General features: G+C 56.5%; 17 protein-coding genes and 1 pseudogene. 3 read left to right on the top strand and 15 right to left on the bottom strand.

Annotation, left to right across the window (positions count from 1 at the left end):
- Positions 1-193: 193 nt before the first annotated feature.
- The 11 genes and pseudogenes from EL26_RS24715 to EL26_RS19410 all read right to left on the bottom strand — a co-directional run bounded on the left by EL26_RS24715 (position 194) and on the right by EL26_RS19410 (position 8202).
- Positions 194-559, bottom strand: a complete 366-nt coding sequence (locus EL26_RS24715) for a YmaF family protein (RefSeq protein WP_420802076.1) — start codon at positions 557-559, stop codon at positions 194-196.
- 252 nt (positions 560-811) lie between these two features.
- Positions 812-1237, bottom strand: coding sequence for an arsenate reductase (thioredoxin) (arsC, locus tag EL26_RS19365; protein ID WP_038092966.1), 426 nt, complete (start codon positions 1235-1237; stop codon positions 812-814).
- A 17-nt stretch (positions 1238-1254) separates the two neighbouring features.
- On the bottom strand, positions 1255-1707 hold the full coding sequence (locus EL26_RS19370) for an ArsI/CadI family heavy metal resistance metalloenzyme (protein ID WP_038092968.1): 453 nt from the start codon (positions 1705-1707) through the stop codon (positions 1255-1257).
- Positions 1708-1726: 19 nt separating this feature from the next.
- The gene (locus tag EL26_RS19375) at positions 1727-3019 is read right to left on the bottom strand and encodes an arsenic transporter (protein ID WP_038093149.1); all 1293 of its coding nucleotides are present in this window, start codon (positions 3017-3019) and stop codon (positions 1727-1729) included.
- A gap of 43 nt (positions 3020-3062) precedes the next feature.
- Positions 3063-3386, bottom strand: a complete 324-nt coding sequence (locus EL26_RS19380; RefSeq protein ID WP_038092971.1) for an ArsR/SmtB family transcription factor — start codon at positions 3384-3386, stop codon at positions 3063-3065.
- A 172-nt stretch (positions 3387-3558) separates the two neighbouring features.
- Complete coding sequence (gene yabA / locus EL26_RS19385) at positions 3559-3876, bottom strand: DNA replication initiation control protein YabA (RefSeq protein ID WP_038092973.1); 318 nt, start codon at positions 3874-3876, stop codon at positions 3559-3561.
- A 54-nt stretch (positions 3877-3930) separates the two neighbouring features.
- Positions 3931-4629, bottom strand: a pseudogene (locus EL26_RS19390) (PSP1 domain-containing protein); the annotation flags it as partial.
- Positions 4630-4635: 6 nt separating this feature from the next.
- Entirely contained in the window at positions 4636-5607 is a 972-nt protein-coding gene (gene holB, locus EL26_RS19395) for a DNA polymerase III subunit delta' (protein WP_038092975.1), read from the bottom strand.
- A gap of 49 nt (positions 5608-5656) precedes the next feature.
- Positions 5657-6103, bottom strand: a complete 447-nt coding sequence (locus tag EL26_RS19400; protein ID WP_052036601.1) for a YaaR family protein — start codon at positions 6101-6103, stop codon at positions 5657-5659.
- Between the two features lie 2 nt (positions 6104-6105).
- Entirely contained in the window at positions 6106-6738 is a 633-nt protein-coding gene (gene tmk / locus EL26_RS19405; RefSeq protein WP_038092978.1) for a dTMP kinase, read from the bottom strand.
- Between the two features lie 6 nt (positions 6739-6744).
- Positions 6745-8202, bottom strand: coding sequence for an aminotransferase class I/II-fold pyridoxal phosphate-dependent enzyme (locus EL26_RS19410; protein ID WP_038092983.1), 1458 nt, complete (start codon positions 8200-8202; stop codon positions 6745-6747).
- Between the two features lie 199 nt (positions 8203-8401).
- Between EL26_RS19410 and EL26_RS19415 the strand changes: the two genes are divergently transcribed.
- Positions 8402-9832 carry an NAD-dependent malic enzyme gene (locus EL26_RS19415; RefSeq protein ID WP_038092985.1) on the top strand — a complete coding sequence of 477 codons (1431 nt, stop codon included), beginning with the start codon at positions 8402-8404 and terminating at the stop codon, positions 9830-9832.
- 60 nt (positions 9833-9892) lie between these two features.
- Here the strand turns inward: EL26_RS19415 and EL26_RS19420 are convergent, their stop codons facing one another.
- The 4 genes from EL26_RS19420 to EL26_RS19435 form a co-directional block, all read right to left on the bottom strand.
- Positions 9893-11017: a Fic family protein gene (locus EL26_RS19420; protein WP_038092986.1), complete on the bottom strand. Its 1125-nt coding sequence runs from the start codon at positions 11015-11017 to the stop codon at positions 9893-9895.
- A 65-nt stretch (positions 11018-11082) separates the two neighbouring features.
- A complete protein-coding gene (locus tag EL26_RS19425; RefSeq protein WP_238546153.1) occupies positions 11083-11883 on the bottom strand; it encodes an ABC transporter permease in 801 nt (266 codons plus the stop codon).
- 18 nt (positions 11884-11901) lie between these two features.
- Positions 11902-12696 carry an ABC transporter permease gene (locus EL26_RS19430; RefSeq protein ID WP_052036602.1) on the bottom strand — a complete coding sequence of 265 codons (795 nt, stop codon included), beginning with the start codon at positions 12694-12696 and terminating at the stop codon, positions 11902-11904.
- Between the two features lies 1 nt (position 12697).
- Complete coding sequence (locus tag EL26_RS19435; protein ID WP_038092988.1) at positions 12698-13702, bottom strand: ABC transporter ATP-binding protein; 1005 nt, start codon at positions 13700-13702, stop codon at positions 12698-12700.
- 118 nt (positions 13703-13820) lie between these two features.
- On the opposite strand from EL26_RS19435, the gene EL26_RS19440 reads away from it, so the two are divergent.
- Both EL26_RS19440 and EL26_RS19445 read left to right on the top strand, forming a co-directional pair.
- Positions 13821-14351, top strand: a complete 531-nt coding sequence (locus EL26_RS19440; RefSeq protein ID WP_038092991.1) for a cysteine hydrolase family protein — start codon at positions 13821-13823, stop codon at positions 14349-14351.
- A 31-nt stretch (positions 14352-14382) separates the two neighbouring features.
- Positions 14383-16131, top strand: coding sequence for a DEAD/DEAH box helicase (locus tag EL26_RS19445; RefSeq protein WP_038092995.1), 1749 nt, complete (start codon positions 14383-14385; stop codon positions 16129-16131).
- Positions 16132-16180 lie beyond the last annotated feature (49 nt).

Raw genomic sequence — 16180 nt, forward strand, 5'->3', positions numbered from 1 at the left:
AACAACGATCCAAACAACACGATATATCCAGAATGCTCCAAGAGCTGTTTCACATCGAACATGGAGAAATTCCCTTTGACCTCTGACGGCAACGTTCCTACAGAATGTCGACAGTTGCTTTGCAAAGGTCCCGTCTTTCTTTAAAAAACAAAAAACGGCACCCCCAGCGGGTTGCCGTTTTTGTGTGTGTTCTTTACACTTCTCCACCCGTTTTGCCGCGATAGTGATGGGTATGTGGAATGCGGCCGTTACCAGTTGTGACACCTTCAAAGAAATGATAGTGCCCTCCACCTGGCAGAGGAATGGCAGGTCCTGTGGTTCCGTGCAGGTGGTGTCTGTGCCCGTCATCGAATGTGGTGCTGGTTGCATACCGGTGAGTATGAGGCACTCCGCTCGGAGCAGGCTCTGTCGTGCCGGCATCCCGATGCCGATAACCGACATCAAATGAAGTCGTACCGGAAAAGTGGTGGACATGCACAGCGCGTCCGTCCCATGAAAGGAGAAAAACTTGATGGGAGTGGGGCTCTCCCGCTTCCTCGGCTTCCCCACTCCTCTTCATTCGGTCTTCCATTAGTAGCCGGCGCCGCCGTAGCCCGGAACGAGCAGGATGAACAGAACGAAGATGATCAGAAACACGACTGCCCAACGAGTGTAGCCGCCAAATTGTCCGTACATGAGATTCCCCCCTTTCCTCTTGTCCCTACAGACTATGCATCGTCGCTCCGGCTTGTCAGGGCATGTATAACAGGAGTACCGCCTGCTTTTGTACAAAAAAACGACCCTTCTCGAAAACGAAAAGGGTCGCTGTTGCTTATTCGCCTTGCTCTGCAAATCGCCGGATGCGCGCTTCGATGTCATCGCGCACGCGTTGAAACACCGCCCATTTCTCCTCGTCGGTGCCGGTTGCTTTTGCCGGATCGTCGAAGCCCCAATGGGCGCGCTTGACGTGCGGCGGGGTCACCGGGCACTTGTCGTTGGCGTCGCCGCACAGTGTGATCACATGATCCGCTTGGTTCAAAAGCTCGGCGTTGAGGAGGTCGGACGTTTGCTTGGAGATGTCGATCCCCTTCTCCGCCATCGCTTTGACGGCGTTCGGGTTCAAGCCGTGCGCTTCAATTCCCGCGCTGTAGACGTCGTAGCGGTCGCCGAGGTGTTTTTTCCCAAAGCCTTCTGCCATCTGACTGCGGCAGGAGTTGCCTGTGCAGAGGAAGTAGATGATTTTTTTGTTGTCCGTCATGAGAAGAAATCCCTCCGTTAGTCGAGGTTGATCAGTTCGACGGGGGCCGTTGGGCAACAGACGTCCGGTACCGCCGCCTCTCCCGCCGATTCAAATTCGGAGTCTTCCCGGGTATAGAACACTTCCCACGCGTTGCCTGCCGGGTCGTGCACCCAGATTTTATCTTGCACGGCATAACAGCAGGTCGTGTTCATTTCGTCGATCGGGACGAGACCGGCTTCTTGGAAGCGTTGCTTCATCGCGAGGACGGCTTCCGTATTCTCCACTTGGAAGCCCAGATGGTTCAGAACGCCGTTCGATTCATAAGGGCGAACGTTCATGGAAAAATGAAGCGGCGGGTTGTTCAACTCAAACTTTGCGTAGTTCTCTCTGACCTTGGTTGGTTCCTCGCCAAACATCGCGCGGTAAAACGCTAGAGTTGCTTCCAGATCGGTCACGTTGATGGCGACGTGCATGCGGAATGTCGTCATGGGTTTCATCCTTCCTTTTTTAGTGAATGAGGCTGAGCCACAGATACAACCCGACGAGTGTGAGGAAGAGCGTCGGGATCGTGAACACAATCCCGTTTCGAAAGTACCGGCCCCATGTGATCACGACTCCCTTGTGAGAGAGGACATGAAGCCAAAGCAAAGTCGCCAGCGACCCGATCGGCGTGATCTTCGGGCCCAAATCGCATCCAATGACGTTGGCATACACCAGCGATTCTTGCACAACTCCCGTAGCGGTCGTTCCTTGGATCGCGAGGGCGCCGATCATGACGCTCGGCAAGTTGTTCATGATCGAGGACAGAACGGCGGATAGGAAGCCCATCCCCAGCGACGCTGCAAACACCCCTTGGTCTGCCGCTTTTTGGATAAGCAAACCCAACAGATCGGTCAACCCGACGTTGCGAAGTCCATAGACGACGACATACATCCCGATGGAAAAAACCACAATGGTCCAAGGGGCTTCTCTCACCACTCGCCAAGTCTCAATTCGTTTCGACTGCCAAGACGCGAACAAGAAAACCAAAGCCGCAACTCCCGCCGCAATCGAGACACGGATGTTGAGCCATTCGTTCAATAAGTAGCCTGCCAACAAGATACCCAAAATGACCCACGACATGCGAAACAGCCGGATGTCCTTGATGGCTTCGCGCGGCTGTTTGAGTTCGGCCAAGTCATACGTTTTCGGAATGTCCCGTCGGAAGAACAGGTACAAAACGAGCAAACTCGCTCCCAGAGAGAACAAGTTCGGAACGATCATCCTGCCTGCATATTCCAAAAAACCAATACCAAAGTAGTCCGCCGACACGATGTTGACCAAGTTGCTGACCACCAGCGGCAGCGAAGTCGTGTCCGCGATGAACCCGGAGGCGAGAATGAACGGAAGTATCATCCGATCCGGCAGTTTCAAAGCGCGGACCTGCGCCAGAACGATCGGGGTCAAAATCAGCGCCGCCCCGTCGTTTGCAAACAGTGCGGCGACTGCTGCGCCGAGCAGCACGACGTACACAAACATCCGACGTCCGTTGCCCTTCGCCAGCCGCGCGATATGAAGCGCCGACCATTCGAAGAACCCGATCTCGTCCAACAGCAAGGAAATCAAGATGATCGCAACGAACGCAAGCGTCGCGTTCCAAACGATCCCGGTCACTGTCCACACGTCATCAAGCGTCACGACGCCGCACAGCAGAGCCAGAAGCGCACCGCCTGATGCAGACCAGCCGATGGACAACCCCTTCGGCTGCCAGATAACACCGACCAAAGTAAGAACGAAAACGGCGACCGCTACCCATGCCATGGAGGACATGTCGCTGAAACACTCCTTTTGCAAAAAATCACGCTTACCTGCAGCAAACTTTGAGTCCGTTCTGCTTGAGCTCTTCGATCTTGTTGCTCAAATCCGGCATGGCTTGCAAGTTCGCTTCCAGGAAGGGATAGAGCGAACCGTCCAACGAGTAGAAGACCCACTGGCCTTCTCTGCGTTCTTTGACCAGTTTGGCGGTCTTGAGTTTTTTCAAATGTTGCGAGACGGCCGGCTGCGTCATCTGCAGAATTTCAACCAACTCGCAGACGCACAGCTCTTCCGTTTTCAACAAGGCGAGAATGCGCAATCTCGTTTTGTCTGCGAATGCTTTGTAGCACTCCTCCAGAACTTCAAACTCCATGTCATCACCTCATCACTATATAAGCATATGCGAATATCCTTGTCAAACACGCGCAAGTAACGCCCACACCGCCGTCACGTATCACTTGCAAGAAGATCCATAATCTCCAACAGCAAAAAAAACCCTCGTTCGGCATTGGAACGAGGGTTTTCGTTTGAAACGATTTGCGGAACTATTTGTGCAAAAACGAGAGGCAGAACAGGCAATCCCCTTCGGTTCGCAGACTGCCGTAGTGCAGGTTGCAGATGTGAAACCCCTCTTGGTACAGCCGCGCGAGGTTGTCGTACCCTTCGCCCAGCACGGGAGCGGGTTCCCCGGACTTGGTGGTTTTGTCTAACCGCTTCCGCAGGTTTTCGTTCTCCATCGTGAGCTTCTGGTTTTCCTCCAACAGCTCGACGATCTTCTGTTTCAGCGAGCCCAGTTCCCGGTAGAGTTCGCCGATGCGTTCCTCTACGTTGGCAACTTGAGCAAAAACGGCCTGTTTGTCCACACGCGCTCACCCCGCTCGCAAAAAAGTCTAGTGATCGGTATTCTCCCGCTGTTGCTTGCCCTTGCCGTGCGGCTTGCCACCAGCGGCCACTTCGACTTTGCTGCTCTCCGCCTCTTCGTAGCTGTCCGTCTCAAACTTCAGACAGCACATCAAGCGGCCGCACAGCCCGGAGATCTTCGCCGGATTCAGCGAGAGATTCTGGTCTTTCGCCATGCGGATCGAGACCGGGTCGAAATCGCCCAGCCACGAGGAACAGCAGAGGATGCGCCCGCACGGACCGATGCCGCCGAGCAGTTTGGCTTCATCGCGCACGCCGATTTGGCGCAGCTCGATGCGCGTGCGGAAGACCGAGGCGAGGTCCTTCACGAGTTCCCGGAAGTCCACGCGACCGTCCGCTGTAAAGTAAAAAATGATCTTGTTGCGATCAAACGTATACTCGACATCGACCAGCTTCATTTCCATCTTATGGTCGATGATCTTCTGTTGGCAAATATGAAACGCCTTCTTCGCGGCGACCTTGTTCTCTTCCACCTGTTGGGCGTCGCGGGCGTCTGCTACGCGCAGGACCCGCTTCAGCGGCAACACCACGTCTCCTTCGGAGACCATCTTCTTACCGATGACCACTTCTCCGTATTCCACGCCGCGCGCGGTTTCCACGATTGCAAAGTGTCCCTTCTCGATGGGGAGGTCGGCCGGGTCGAAGTAGTAGATCTTACCCGCTTTTTTAAAACGGATTCCGACGACGGCGAACATGCGATTCTAAACCCCCTGCAGCCGCAAGATCATCTGCTCAAGCGTCAATTGTACGTTGGCATTGCCTTGCAAGCGTTTTTTGGTCGAGAGGATCGTGTCGATCATCCCGACGAGTTGATCCGTGCGATACTGCGCTGCCTGGGAGCGGTATTTGTCTAGTTGTCCATCTGCTGCCACGGCTGTTTCAAGTCCTAGGCGTACGTGCAAGACATCGCGATACCACCACGCGAGAGCCTCCAGCAAATCATCGATCTCGCCGGACGTCCAACTTGGCTTGATCACTTTCTCCTGTATCGTAAAGAGGGGATTCCCTCTGCGTGTTGCAAGTTCCTCACTCAATTGTACCATTAGCGACAAGACTTCCGCAAATCTCTCCCCGCTGGCAAATTCCTTCGCCGCCCCAAAACTTTGCTTGAAATGGGCAAGAAATTTCGCCCGCGAGGCAGAAAGTCCCTCTCTCTGCAACAATTCCTGCGTGTGCCCGACCGGCAGACGGTCAAACGGAATCAGTTGGCACCGCGAAATCACGGTCGGCAACAACTTCGATTTCGATTCTGCCAAGAGGATCGCCACGACGGGCGTCGTCGGCTCTTCGAGGAATTTCAGCAAGGCGTTTGCCGCTTCCACCGTCATCCGGTCCGCCTGATGGACGATGTAGACTTTGGTGGCGGTCTCCATCGACTTCCTGGAGAACGCTTTTTGCAACTCCCGGACTTGCGCGATCTTGATGGCGTTGCCGTCGGGCTCGATCACGATCACATCCGGGTGGTTGCCGGACTGAAACAGCCGGCATTGAAAGCAAACCCCGCAGGGCTTCTCGCCTTCGCCTTGGCAGAGGATCGACATGGCCAAGTGGTTCGCGGTCTCCGCTTGCCCGGACCCCTCCGGTCCAACAAACAGATACGCGTGCGCCAAGCGCCCGGTCTGCAAACTCCGGGCCAGCATGTCAGCCGCGGGTCCCGGTACGGGCCAGGTCATCGCGACCCCTCCTCTTTCTGGTAGAATTCCTACGTAACAGTATTTCTTCCTAATAATATAAGTTCAGCAGCAGCCCGCGAATGTCCCCGATCTTGTCGAGGATTTCGAGGTGGTCCTTCTCATCCGCCACGACTTTCTCGGCGAGTTCCGCCATCAAGTCGTCGATTTGAGAGATGATTTTGTACAGACGCATGCGTCCGCGCTTGTCAAAGCCCTGCTTTTCCTTGGACGAAAAACCGCCCTTCACCACGTGTTCGAGGAAGCGGCGGACGCGTTCCTTGTAGTCCTGAAGCGACTTCCACGACATCGACTTGGCGAGCAGTTTCCCCATGTCGTCGATTTGACGCATGAGGTTGTCGAGTTCGGCCTTGGTCATTTTCTGGTTCGCCTGTTGAAACAGGTCTTGAAACGCGGGAGAGCGGACGTCTCCCGTCGCTTTGTCATCGCGCAGGCCGAGCGTGTCCACGAACGGCCTGGAGTTGCCTCCGATTTTCATCCTCAACCGCTCCTTCGCAAGTGCTGACGGAGATCTTGCCAGATCGCTTCGGTCACCGCTTCCACAGGTTGCGTGCCGTCGATGATCACGATGCGGTTCGGCTCTTCCTTGGCAATCTGCAAAAACTGATCGCGCACGCGACGGTGATACTCCAGATCGCGCTGTTCAATGCGGTCGAGCGATTTGCCGCGCGAGGCGAACGCCCGCTCCAACCCGATTTCGCAGGGCACGTCGATCATATACGTGCGGGTCGGCCAGAGGCCGTCGGTGGCGATGGAGTTGATATGCCGGACTTCCTCCAAGGAGAGGCCGAGCCCCGTCGCTTGGTAGGCGAGGCTCGCGTCGATGTATCGGTCGCAGAGGATCACGCGGCCCGCTGCAAGCGCCGGGCGGATCACTTCCGCAACATGTTGGGCACGCGACGCCGCGTAGAGCAGCATCTCCGTCTTGGCGGTCATCGCGTGGTTTTCGGGGTTGAGCAGCATCGACCGAATCTGGTCGGAGATCGGGGTGCCGCCCGGTTCCCGAGTGGTTTGCACTTCTATTTCCAAACGGCCGACGAGTTCGGACAAGCGGCGAATCTGCGTGGATTTGCCGCTGCCGTCCGGGCCCTCAAGTGTGATAAAAAGACCCACTGCTTGCTAGACTCCCTTCTGCTGTTGGGACAGAACCTGTACTTCCGACATCCGGCTGTCCTCCACACCTTGGAACCGGACGCCGGCTTCGCGGAGGGATTGGATGTGCGCGATCAACTCGTCCGTCCATACTTCCCCGGGCACAATCAACGGGATGCCCGGCGGATACGGGATGACCATCTCGCCTGCACAGCACCCGGCCGCACCTGTTAAGGGTACACGTTCCATGTCCATCTCAAACGCTTCATGCGGAAGGAATTTCGCTTGAAGCTCCAACCACGCGAAATTTCCCTCGCTTGGCGGAGACTCCGCCGCCTCTCCTTCCGCAGGTTCCAGCGCCAGCAGCGCTTTGACCAGCCGCTCCACCTGCCGTTCGCGGTCTGCGTACGTGAAGACGGCGAGCAGATTGTGCGGATCGGAGAGTTCGAGCGTGAGATGGTGTTCGCGGTGCAGCGTCTCGTAGACCTCTGTCCCGCTTTTGCGAAGCCCGGTCACTCCGATCGTCCATTTTAAAGGGTCGACGCGAAAACCGTCAGGCGTTTCTTGCAACAATTTCAGGTACGGCGACGCTTGAAGCTGCGCCGCGCCCGTTTGTACTGCCTGGAGAGCTTTCGAGAGCATCGCCTGCCCCTCCGTCTGCATCTGGTGCCTGGCGACATCGAGCGACGCCAGCAAGAGATACGAGGGAGAGGTGCTCTGGACGAGTTGCAGCCGTTTGCGAAGCCGTGCGCGGTTGACGCGCGGGCCTTGGACGTGAAGCATCGATGCTTGCGTCAGCGCGCCCAACGTCTTGTGCGTGCTCTGCACCGCCATGTCAGCGCCGGACGCCATCGCCGTCGGCGGCAGGCTTTCATGAAACGCAAAGTGCGCGCCGTGCGCTTCGTCGACGAGGAGCATCATCCCCGCCTCGTGCACAACGTATGCGATCTCTTCCAGATCGGAGCAAATCCCGTGATACGTGGGGCTGACAATCAACAGCGCCCGCGCATCGGGATGTTTCTGCACCGCCGCGCGCACGGTTTCCACCCGCACGCCCGAGGCGATCCCAAACGCCTCCAACACTTCCGGTTGATAAAAAACGGGCTGTGCTTGTGCCAGCACGAGTCCGTTCAACACCGACTTATGCAAATTGCGGGGCACGAGGATCTTCTCCCCCGGTCGAACCGCGGTCAAGATCATCGCCAGATTCCCTGCCGTACTGCCGTTTACCAAAAAATACGTTTCCTCTGCGCCAAACGCGTGCGCCGCCAAGCTCTGCGCTTCGCGGATCGCCGCTTCCGGCGCATGCAGATCGTCAAGTCCCGGGATCTCCGTGAGGTCGAGGCGTCCTGCATGCGTTAGCCAAGCGCCCAGAGCTCCGTGCAATCCCCGGCCCATTTTATGCCCCGGTACATGGTAGCTGCCGGGGTTGTTCTGCAAGTGAGAGAGGATTGCTTCCAAGATGGGAATAGTAGAGACACCCATGACAAAAATCGATCCCCTTGCGTTATGTAGTTCGCTCCCTGAAGCTGTGAATCCTTTTTCCTATTATAGTCTGGGGGCTTTGCGGCAAACAAGTTGGGGGATTTTGTTCATAAAAATTTGCCTACCGAGTCTATTGATTCTCTAGCAAGAGTGCTACAATAGATTTTATATTTTTCGGTTCACTAGGAGGATTTCATTTATGGCACAAGAACGGACAGCCGGTCTTTCGCTGATCTACCGGCTTGAACTTAAGAACAGCTCGCACATCTTCGGCCTCGTTGCCCACCATATCGGTCAAGAAAACGGGGACATCATCGGCGTCGACGTCGTGCACGTGGACAAAGACACCGTCATCCGCGACATCAACGTCAGCGTGTTCGACCGCGAACACGGAAACCGCATTCAGGAGCGTCTGAACGCGGAAGACGGCATCAAAGTCATCAACGTTTCCGACCGCACCTACCTGATGCACTTGGGCGGCAAGATCGAGATGCGTTCGAAGATCGCGGTCCGCAACCGCGATGAACTGTCCCGCGTCTACACCCCGCACGTGGCGGACATCTGCCGCACGATCGCAGCAGACCCGAAACAAGCGTTCAAACTGACGATCAAGAAAAACACCGTCGCTGTCGTTTCGGACGGCACCGCGGTCCTCGGCCTCGGCGACATCGGCCCGTACGGCGCGATGCCGGTCATGGAAGGCAAAGCGATGCTGTTCAAGCAGTTCGCCAACGTCGACGCGTTCCCGATCTGCCTCGACACCAAGGACACCGAAGAGATCATCGCGCACGTCAAAGCGATCGCGCCGGCGTTTGGCGGGATCAACTTGGAAGACATCTCGTCTCCGCGCTGCTTTGAGATCGAAGCCCGCCTGAAAGCGGAACTCGACATCCCGGTGTTCCACGACGACCAACACGGCACCGCCGTCGTCCTGCTCGCAGGTCTGATGAACGCGTGCAAACTGGTCGAGAAGAACCTCGCCGACCTGAAGATCTGCGTCGTCGGCATCGGCGCGGCGGGCATCGCGATCACCAAGATGCTGTCGCTTGCAGGCGTCAAGAACATCGTCGGCGTCGACCGCGCCGGGATCATCTCGCGCCATGAGCAGTACGAGAACAAGATGTGGCAATGGTACGCGGAAAACACCAACCCGGAGAACGTCCAAGGTTCGCTTGACGACGCGATCACCGGTGCTGACGTGTTCATCGGGGTCTCGGGCCCGGGCGTTTTGAAAGTGGAGCATCTGCAGAAGATGGCGAAAGACCCGATCGTGTTTGCGATGGCGAACCCGAACCCGGAAATCGACCCGGAAGTGGCGGCACCGTACGTGCGCGTCATGGCGACCGGCCGTTCCGACTATCCGAACCAGATCAACAACCTGCTCTGCTTCCCGGGCATCTTCAAGGGCGCTCTGGACTGCCGTGCTTCCGACATCAACGAAGCGATGAAACTCGCAGCGGCGAACGCGATTGCGTCTGTCGTAAGCGAAGACGAGCTCTCGGAGCAATACGTCATCCCGTCCGTCTTCAATAAGAAAGTCGTCGAAGCCGTCCGCCTCGCGGTCATCGAAGCCGCCTACGAAACCGGCGTCGCTCGCCGCCGCTACCGCAACTACAAAGACGTGAAGTAAGCCTGCGTCTGACTATAGAAAAAAGAGTGCATCCGCCGCCTTGGCAGATGCACTCTTTTTTCATTGTAATAAATATCGGTATCTATCAAGATCCTGCTCCATCTCTTCCGCCAACTTCCGATACTTTTCTGCTAAAGTCACGGAACGAATCCTCTGCGCATCTTCATCACGGGGGACTAAAAAGCCTTCAGCAATCCACTTTTTAACCTTGTCACGAATGGTACGTTCTGAAAGGTCTAATAACCGTCGGATATCCGTGGTCGACAAAGAAACGCGCTTAAAAGCCAATTGAGCAAACACCATTCGTTGTTGTGGATCGAGACCCCGAATCAGCTCAGGTTCCACCGAGATATACTCATAACTCAGTTGACGCACCTCATCTGCAACCTCTGAAAAAACAGTCGCCGCCCCTTCGATGAAGAACTCCAACCACCGCGTCAAATCAGCGTCGTTTCGACCGAAGTAGTAGTTATGGTGCAAATCCATCTGCAAACTTTCGTAATATCCGGTAAGATTGCGGTCGTAAAACGTCTCTAACACAAACAGACCTTTCAAACCCAGACCGGCTTTTCTCAAAAGATACGTAGCAAACATACGGGCTGTTCGACCATTGCCATCCATATAGGGGTGAATGGTCAAAAACTGATACATAAAAATACCCGCCTTGATCGGGGCCGGGATTTGCATGCTGTTCGGCGAGTTGACCCAAGCCACCAAGTCTTCCATCAAGGTAGGGACGTCTTGGTATTCAGGAGGCATGTAGTACCCGCTTTGATTACGATTTCCTACGACATTCTGAGCCTGTCGGTATTCACTGAATTTAGGGCGTCTCCCCCCGTGAACCACTTGGATCACCGCATGCAACTGCTTGATCAATTCCTCTGTGATCGGTAGTTGCCGGTGCTCCGCTTGTTCAAGAAACTCGATGGCTTTCATGAGATTGAAGACCTCTTGCTCCAACCCTTCCTCGCTTTGCGCGTACAGCGCCTGCCGCTTCGCCCGTTCATCCAAACGGTTGCCCTCGATCTTCGTCGAGAGCAAGACCGTTGATTCTCTGGATTGTTTCTGGAGTTTCTTCAAGACCGACGGGGGAAGTGGAAGATAATCAACGATCACGCTCGCTCGTTGAATGTCCATGAGATGTTGCGCCATTTTGTCCGTGATTGAATAACGCGGTGTGAACACATTCATTCCCCCTTTTTCTATTTTCATTATATCATTGCCGCTATTTTGCCGCAAACGAACGAATCTTAACTCCCCGTACTCGTATACGCCCTTAGCCCCTTCCCCCAGAACCAGTACGCGATCCAGCAGGAGACGACCGCCACGACGGGGGTCAGCAGCGCCACGCTTTGATAGCCGGAATGCTCGATAAACGCACTCGCCGGGTAGAACGCCGTGAACCCGTACGGGATCACCCACGTCAGTAGCCCGCGAATTTCCTTCGAGAAGATCGTCAGCGGATACCGGGCAAACTCCGCCACTTGAAACACCCCCACGACGATCGGCAGCGAATCCACCATCCAAAACGACAACGTCGCAAAAAACAAATTCACCGCCACAAACACCGCGCCGCTTGAGAGGATCATCACGATCAACAGCAAGACTTTTCCCACCGTCCACACGATGCTCAAGTGCGAAATCGCCGTCAGCAGCAAAATCAACCCGATCGCCAATTGCCCGAACCCATCCTGCTGCACGCGGTTGGCAATCACATGAAACAGCGGATTCACCGGCCGAATCAAAAACCGATCAAACTCTCCGTTGCGAATGTACTGCCACCCGATCGTCCACAAGTTGTCGAAGAAGATATGGTGGATCGACCGCCCCGTCGAGGCAATCCCGTAGATGAACAGCACCTCGTAAAACGACCACCCGTTCAACGACTGAATCTGGTCAAACACCACTTTCACAAAAAACACCGACGTAAACTGAATCAACACCACCGAAAACACGCCGACCAGAAAATCCAACCGATACTCCATCATCACTTTCAACTGCGCCGTAAAAAAATGCCCGTACAACCGCAGATACCGCATCAACGTCCTCAACGCTCTCCCCCCTCTCCGTCATCCACCGAAGATCGTCACTTTCCGCATCGCACGCGACCACGTCCAGCGCACCAACAAAAACACACCGAGCAACCAAGCGGCTTGAATGCCCACTTGCACCCACGCCTCAGCCCCGCGCAACGCGCCCGTATAGATCGAGACCGGCACATACACCATCGACTGAAACGGCAAGAATCGATTCACGCTCTGCAACCACTCCGGGAACAACATCACCGGCACCAACTGCCCCGTGAAAAAAAGCAACACGGCATCGCGCAACACGCGCAAGCCCCATATGTTGACCGTGTAAAACGCCATGATCCCCACCAGCAGATCAAATTGTGCGCCGATCAGCACGCCGAGTGCCGTACTGAGGGGAAACATCGCCGCCGCTCCCCATGAAGGCGGCAGATTAATATGGAAGAAGAGGAATGCCAGCACCAAGATCGGAACAGTATTTCTCAGGAAATAACCGAACTTCCCGCCCAAATCGAGCGCTACTAATTTACTCAATTGGTCGTAGGGTCGCATCAATTCGATGGCGACCAATCCCCCGCGAATGTCTTCTGCCAATTTGCCGCCCGCGCCGTTGGTGTAGCCGCCGATCATCGACGCGACGACCATATACGTGATCATGTCGTCCAGCTTGTACCCGTGCAACTCGCTCGGCCCGTTCGCATACACCGCCCGCCAAAAATAAAACAGCACCAGCATCTGCAAAATCGAACTCACCATCGACGACCAAAACCACGCCCCGTACGCAAAGTCGAGTTTGACTTGCGACTTGGCGATTTCATAATACGCTCGGATCATATCACAGCCCCCGCTCGTAGATGTCTTTGACGATTTGTTCGATGTGAACTTCGTCAATGGTGAGGTCGCGGATGGTGTACGCTTGCATCATTTCGGAGATCACTTCCGCCGCTGTGATCTCTGCGTTGTTGAAGGAGAGCGAAATGCTGTTGCTTTTTCCCGCCGCTTCCCGATGGCTGACCACTTGTTCCACGCGGGTGGCGAGGGCGTACGGGATCGTGAACCCGTCGTTTTTTTCAAGGTCGAAATGGATGGTGCGCTTGTCGCCAAAGCGTTCCTTGATCGCTTGGAGGGCACCGTCGTAGAGGATCTTGCCGCCGTCGATAATGATGATGCGGTTGCAGATTTCCTCGATGTCTTGCATGTCGTGCGTCGTCAAGATCACCGTCGTCTCCTGCTGGCGGTTCATCTCGCGGATGAACGCGCGGATGCGGTCCTTAACAGCGACGTCGAGGCCGATCGTCGGCTCGTCGAGGAAGACCACCGCCGGATTATGCAGAAAAGCGGCGGCAAGCTCGGCGCGCATCTTCTGCCCGAGTGACATCTGGCGGACGGGGATGCCGAGCAACGGCCCGAGGTCGAGCACGTCGGTGAACATTTCGAGGCGCTGCTGGAACTCCGTTTCCGGCACCTGATAGATGTGTTTGAGCAAGTGATACGACTCGCGGATCGGAATGTCCCAGAACAACTGCGTGCGCTGCCCGAACACCGCTCCGATCTGCGAGGCGTTGCGGCGGCGGTTTTCATATGGAACGATGCCGTTGACACGGACGACGCCGGAGGACGGAGTGAGGATGCCGGAGAGCATTTTGATCGTCGTGGACTTGCCTGCTCCGTTGGCGCCGATATAGCCGACCATCTCCCCTTTTTGAATCTGAAACGAGATGTCCTGCACCGCTTGCTTGGTTTCGTACTTGCGGGAAAACAAACTTTTGACCGCACCGGCGAGACCGGGGTCACGCTTGGCGATTTGGTATTGTTTGCTGAGATTTTGCACGTCGATCATGCCGTGAACTCCTTCTGTGGAAAGAAATCGTTTGGCTATCATCCTATCATGACCGTTTCACTCTTGTCAGCATCTCCCTTCTCAGGCATAGTGGAGAGCATGAGAGGAGAGATGCACGGTGAAACAAGCTTTGTTGATCGTCGATGTGCAACACGGGATGTTTCGGATCGACCCGCCGGTGTATCAAGGGGATCGAGTGATTGCAGTTCTGCAAAAACTGATCCATCGCGCACGGGAAGCCGGTGTGGACGTGATCTATGTGCAGCATAATGGCGGGCCGGGTCACTTGCTGGAACTCGGAAAGCCGGAGTGGAAAATCCATCCGGGCATTGCACCGCAACCGGGTGACTTGGTGGTGGAGAAGCGGCGGCCGGATTCGTTTTTTCAAACGGTGTTGGAAGAGGAGTTGCAAAAGCGCGGCGTGACGCATCTGGTGATCGGCGGCATGCAGACCGAGTTCTGCGTGGACACGACGGTGCGGCGGGCGTTTTCGCAGGGGTATGATCTGACGTTCGTGGCGGACGGGCACAGCACGTGGGACAACGAGTGGCTGACGGCGCAACAGATCATCGACCATCACTCCGACATCATGACTCGCTTTGCAGATGTGAAGCGGGCGGAGGAGATTGTTTTTTTCGGGAAAGAATAGAGGCAAAACCTAGCTTGTGGAGGACGATGGAATGACGACTTTTGCCCACTTGGGTGTACGACCGGAATTGTTGAATTTGTTGCAGCGAAACGGGGTGTTTGAACCGACCCCCGTGCAGGAGCAGAGCATCCCGGCGCTGTTGCGCGGTCAAGATGTGATCGCGCAGGCGCAGACGGGGACGGGCAAGACGCTGGCGTTTCTGTTGCCGATCTTGGAGACGTTGGATGTGGAAGCGGATCATGTGCAAGCGCTCGTGGTCACGCCGACGCGGGAGTTGGCGTTGCAGATTACCGACGAAGTGAAAAAGCTGGCGTCGGCTGTCGGCGCCCGTGTGTTGGCGGCGTACGGAGGGCAGGACGTGGACGCGCAGGTGCACAAGCTGCGCGGGGCGATTCACTTGATCATCGCGACGCCTGGGCGACTGCTCGATCATCTGCGGCGCGGGACGGTCGATCTCAGCAAGCTTCGGATGCTGGTGTTGGACGAAGCGGATCAGATGCTGCACATCGGGTTTTTGAATGAGGTGCAGCAGATCATGGATCACGCGCCGGCCGACCGGCAGATGATGCTGTTCTCGGCGACGATGCCGAAGAACGTGCAAGACTTGGCGAAGCGGTATATGAACCAGCCGGTGAACGTGCAGGTGAAGAGCAAGCGCGTGACGCTCGATGAGATAGAGCAAGTGGTGATCGAGACGACCGACCGCGAGAAGTCGGAGGCGTTGATCGCGTCGATTCGGAAGTACAACCCGTACTTGGCGGTGATCTTCTGCCGGACGAAACGCCGGGCGAAGAAGCTCACGGAAGAATTGGCGGCAGAAGGGTTTGAGGCGGACGAGCTGCATGGCGACTTGTCACAAGCGAAACGCGAGCAGGTGATGAAGCGGTTCCGGGATGCCAAGATTCAGTTGCTGATCGCGACCGATGTGGCAGCACGGGGGTTGGACGTGGAAGGTGTGACGCACGTCTTCAACTACGACATTCCGCATGATGTGGAGAGCTACATTCACCGCATCGGCCGGACGGGTCGCGCGGGGCAGCGCGGGGTTGCGGTGACGTTTGTCGCGCCGAGGGATCGAGAGTTCCTGCGGATGATCGAGGCGGGGATTCAAAGCAACCTGCACAAGCAAGTGACCCTGCCGAAGCGCGGCGGCGAAGGCCGCGAGTTCGGCGGGCGCGGAGGCGGCGGTTCGGAACGAGATCGCGGGCCGAAGCGCGCTGGCGGCGGCGGGTACGGCGACCGCAACAAACCGCGCGGCGGACGTGCGGGAGAGCGGGAGAAGCCGCGTGATGGACGTTCCGGCGACCGCAACGCCGGGCGTGGTGGCAACTCCCAACAAACCCGTGGCGGACGCTTTGATGATCGTGACAACTCTCGTGGCGGTCGTTTCGATGAACGCGAGAAACCGCGCGGAGGTCGCTCCGACGATCGCAATACCGGGCGTGGCGGCAACTCCCAACAAGCCCGTGGCGGTCGCTTTGACGATCGTGACAACTCTCGTGGCGGTCGTTTCGACGAACGCGGGAAACCGCGTGACGGGCGCTCCGATGATCGCAATACCGGACGCGCTGGCAACTTCCAACCAGCCCGTGGCGGACGCTTTGATGATCGTGACAACTCTCGCGACACACAACGCGGCGGGCGAGAGAACACGACGGAGCTTCAGTCTCCCTATGGAAGCGGCGCAGACCGCTCCCGCAACTCCGGAGGCAGAGGCGGACGCTCGGGTGGCCGTCCCCCGCAACCGACAGGCGGCGGTCGCGGTCGCAGAGGCCGTTAATTGACCCATTTGCCTTCAAACGACGAGACCCAACCTGCACTCGCTGCGG

It is taken from the genome of Tumebacillus flagellatus, from assembly GCF_000714935.1.
Classification (GTDB): Bacteria; Bacillota; Bacilli; order Tumebacillales; family Tumebacillaceae; genus Tumebacillus; species Tumebacillus flagellatus.

Coding starts and splice junctions, on each gene's coding strand:
- EL26_RS19380 (WP_038092971.1), bottom strand. CDS start 3,386: ATGGAGTTTGAAGTTCTGGAGGAGTGCTACAAAGCATTCGCAGACAAA.
- holB (WP_038092975.1), bottom strand. CDS start 5,607: ATGACCTGGCCCGTACCGGGACCCGCGGCTGACATGCTGGCCCGGAGT.
- EL26_RS19415 (WP_038092985.1), top strand. CDS start 8,402: ATGGCACAAGAACGGACAGCCGGTCTTTCGCTGATCTACCGGCTTGAA.
- EL26_RS19430 (WP_052036602.1), bottom strand. CDS start 12,696: ATGATCCGAGCGTATTATGAAATCGCCAAGTCGCAAGTCAAACTCGAC.
- EL26_RS19410 (WP_038092983.1), bottom strand. CDS start 8,202: ATGGGTGTCTCTACTATTCCCATCTTGGAAGCAATCCTCTCTCACTTG.
- EL26_RS19445 (WP_038092995.1), top strand. CDS start 14,383: ATGACGACTTTTGCCCACTTGGGTGTACGACCGGAATTGTTGAATTTG.
- EL26_RS19375 (WP_038093149.1), bottom strand. CDS start 3,019: ATGGCATGGGTAGCGGTCGCCGTTTTCGTTCTTACTTTGGTCGGTGTT.
- EL26_RS19400 (WP_052036601.1), bottom strand. CDS start 6,103: ATGAAAATCGGAGGCAACTCCAGGCCGTTCGTGGACACGCTCGGCCTG.
- EL26_RS19435 (WP_038092988.1), bottom strand. CDS start 13,702: ATGATCGACGTGCAAAATCTCAGCAAACAATACCAAATCGCCAAGCGT.
- EL26_RS24715 (WP_420802076.1), bottom strand. CDS start 559: ATGAAGAGGAGTGGGGAAGCCGAGGAAGCGGGAGAGCCCCACTCCCAT.
- EL26_RS19370 (WP_038092968.1), bottom strand. CDS start 1,707: ATGACGACATTCCGCATGCACGTCGCCATCAACGTGACCGATCTGGAA.
- arsC (WP_038092966.1), bottom strand. CDS start 1,237: ATGACGGACAACAAAAAAATCATCTACTTCCTCTGCACAGGCAACTCC.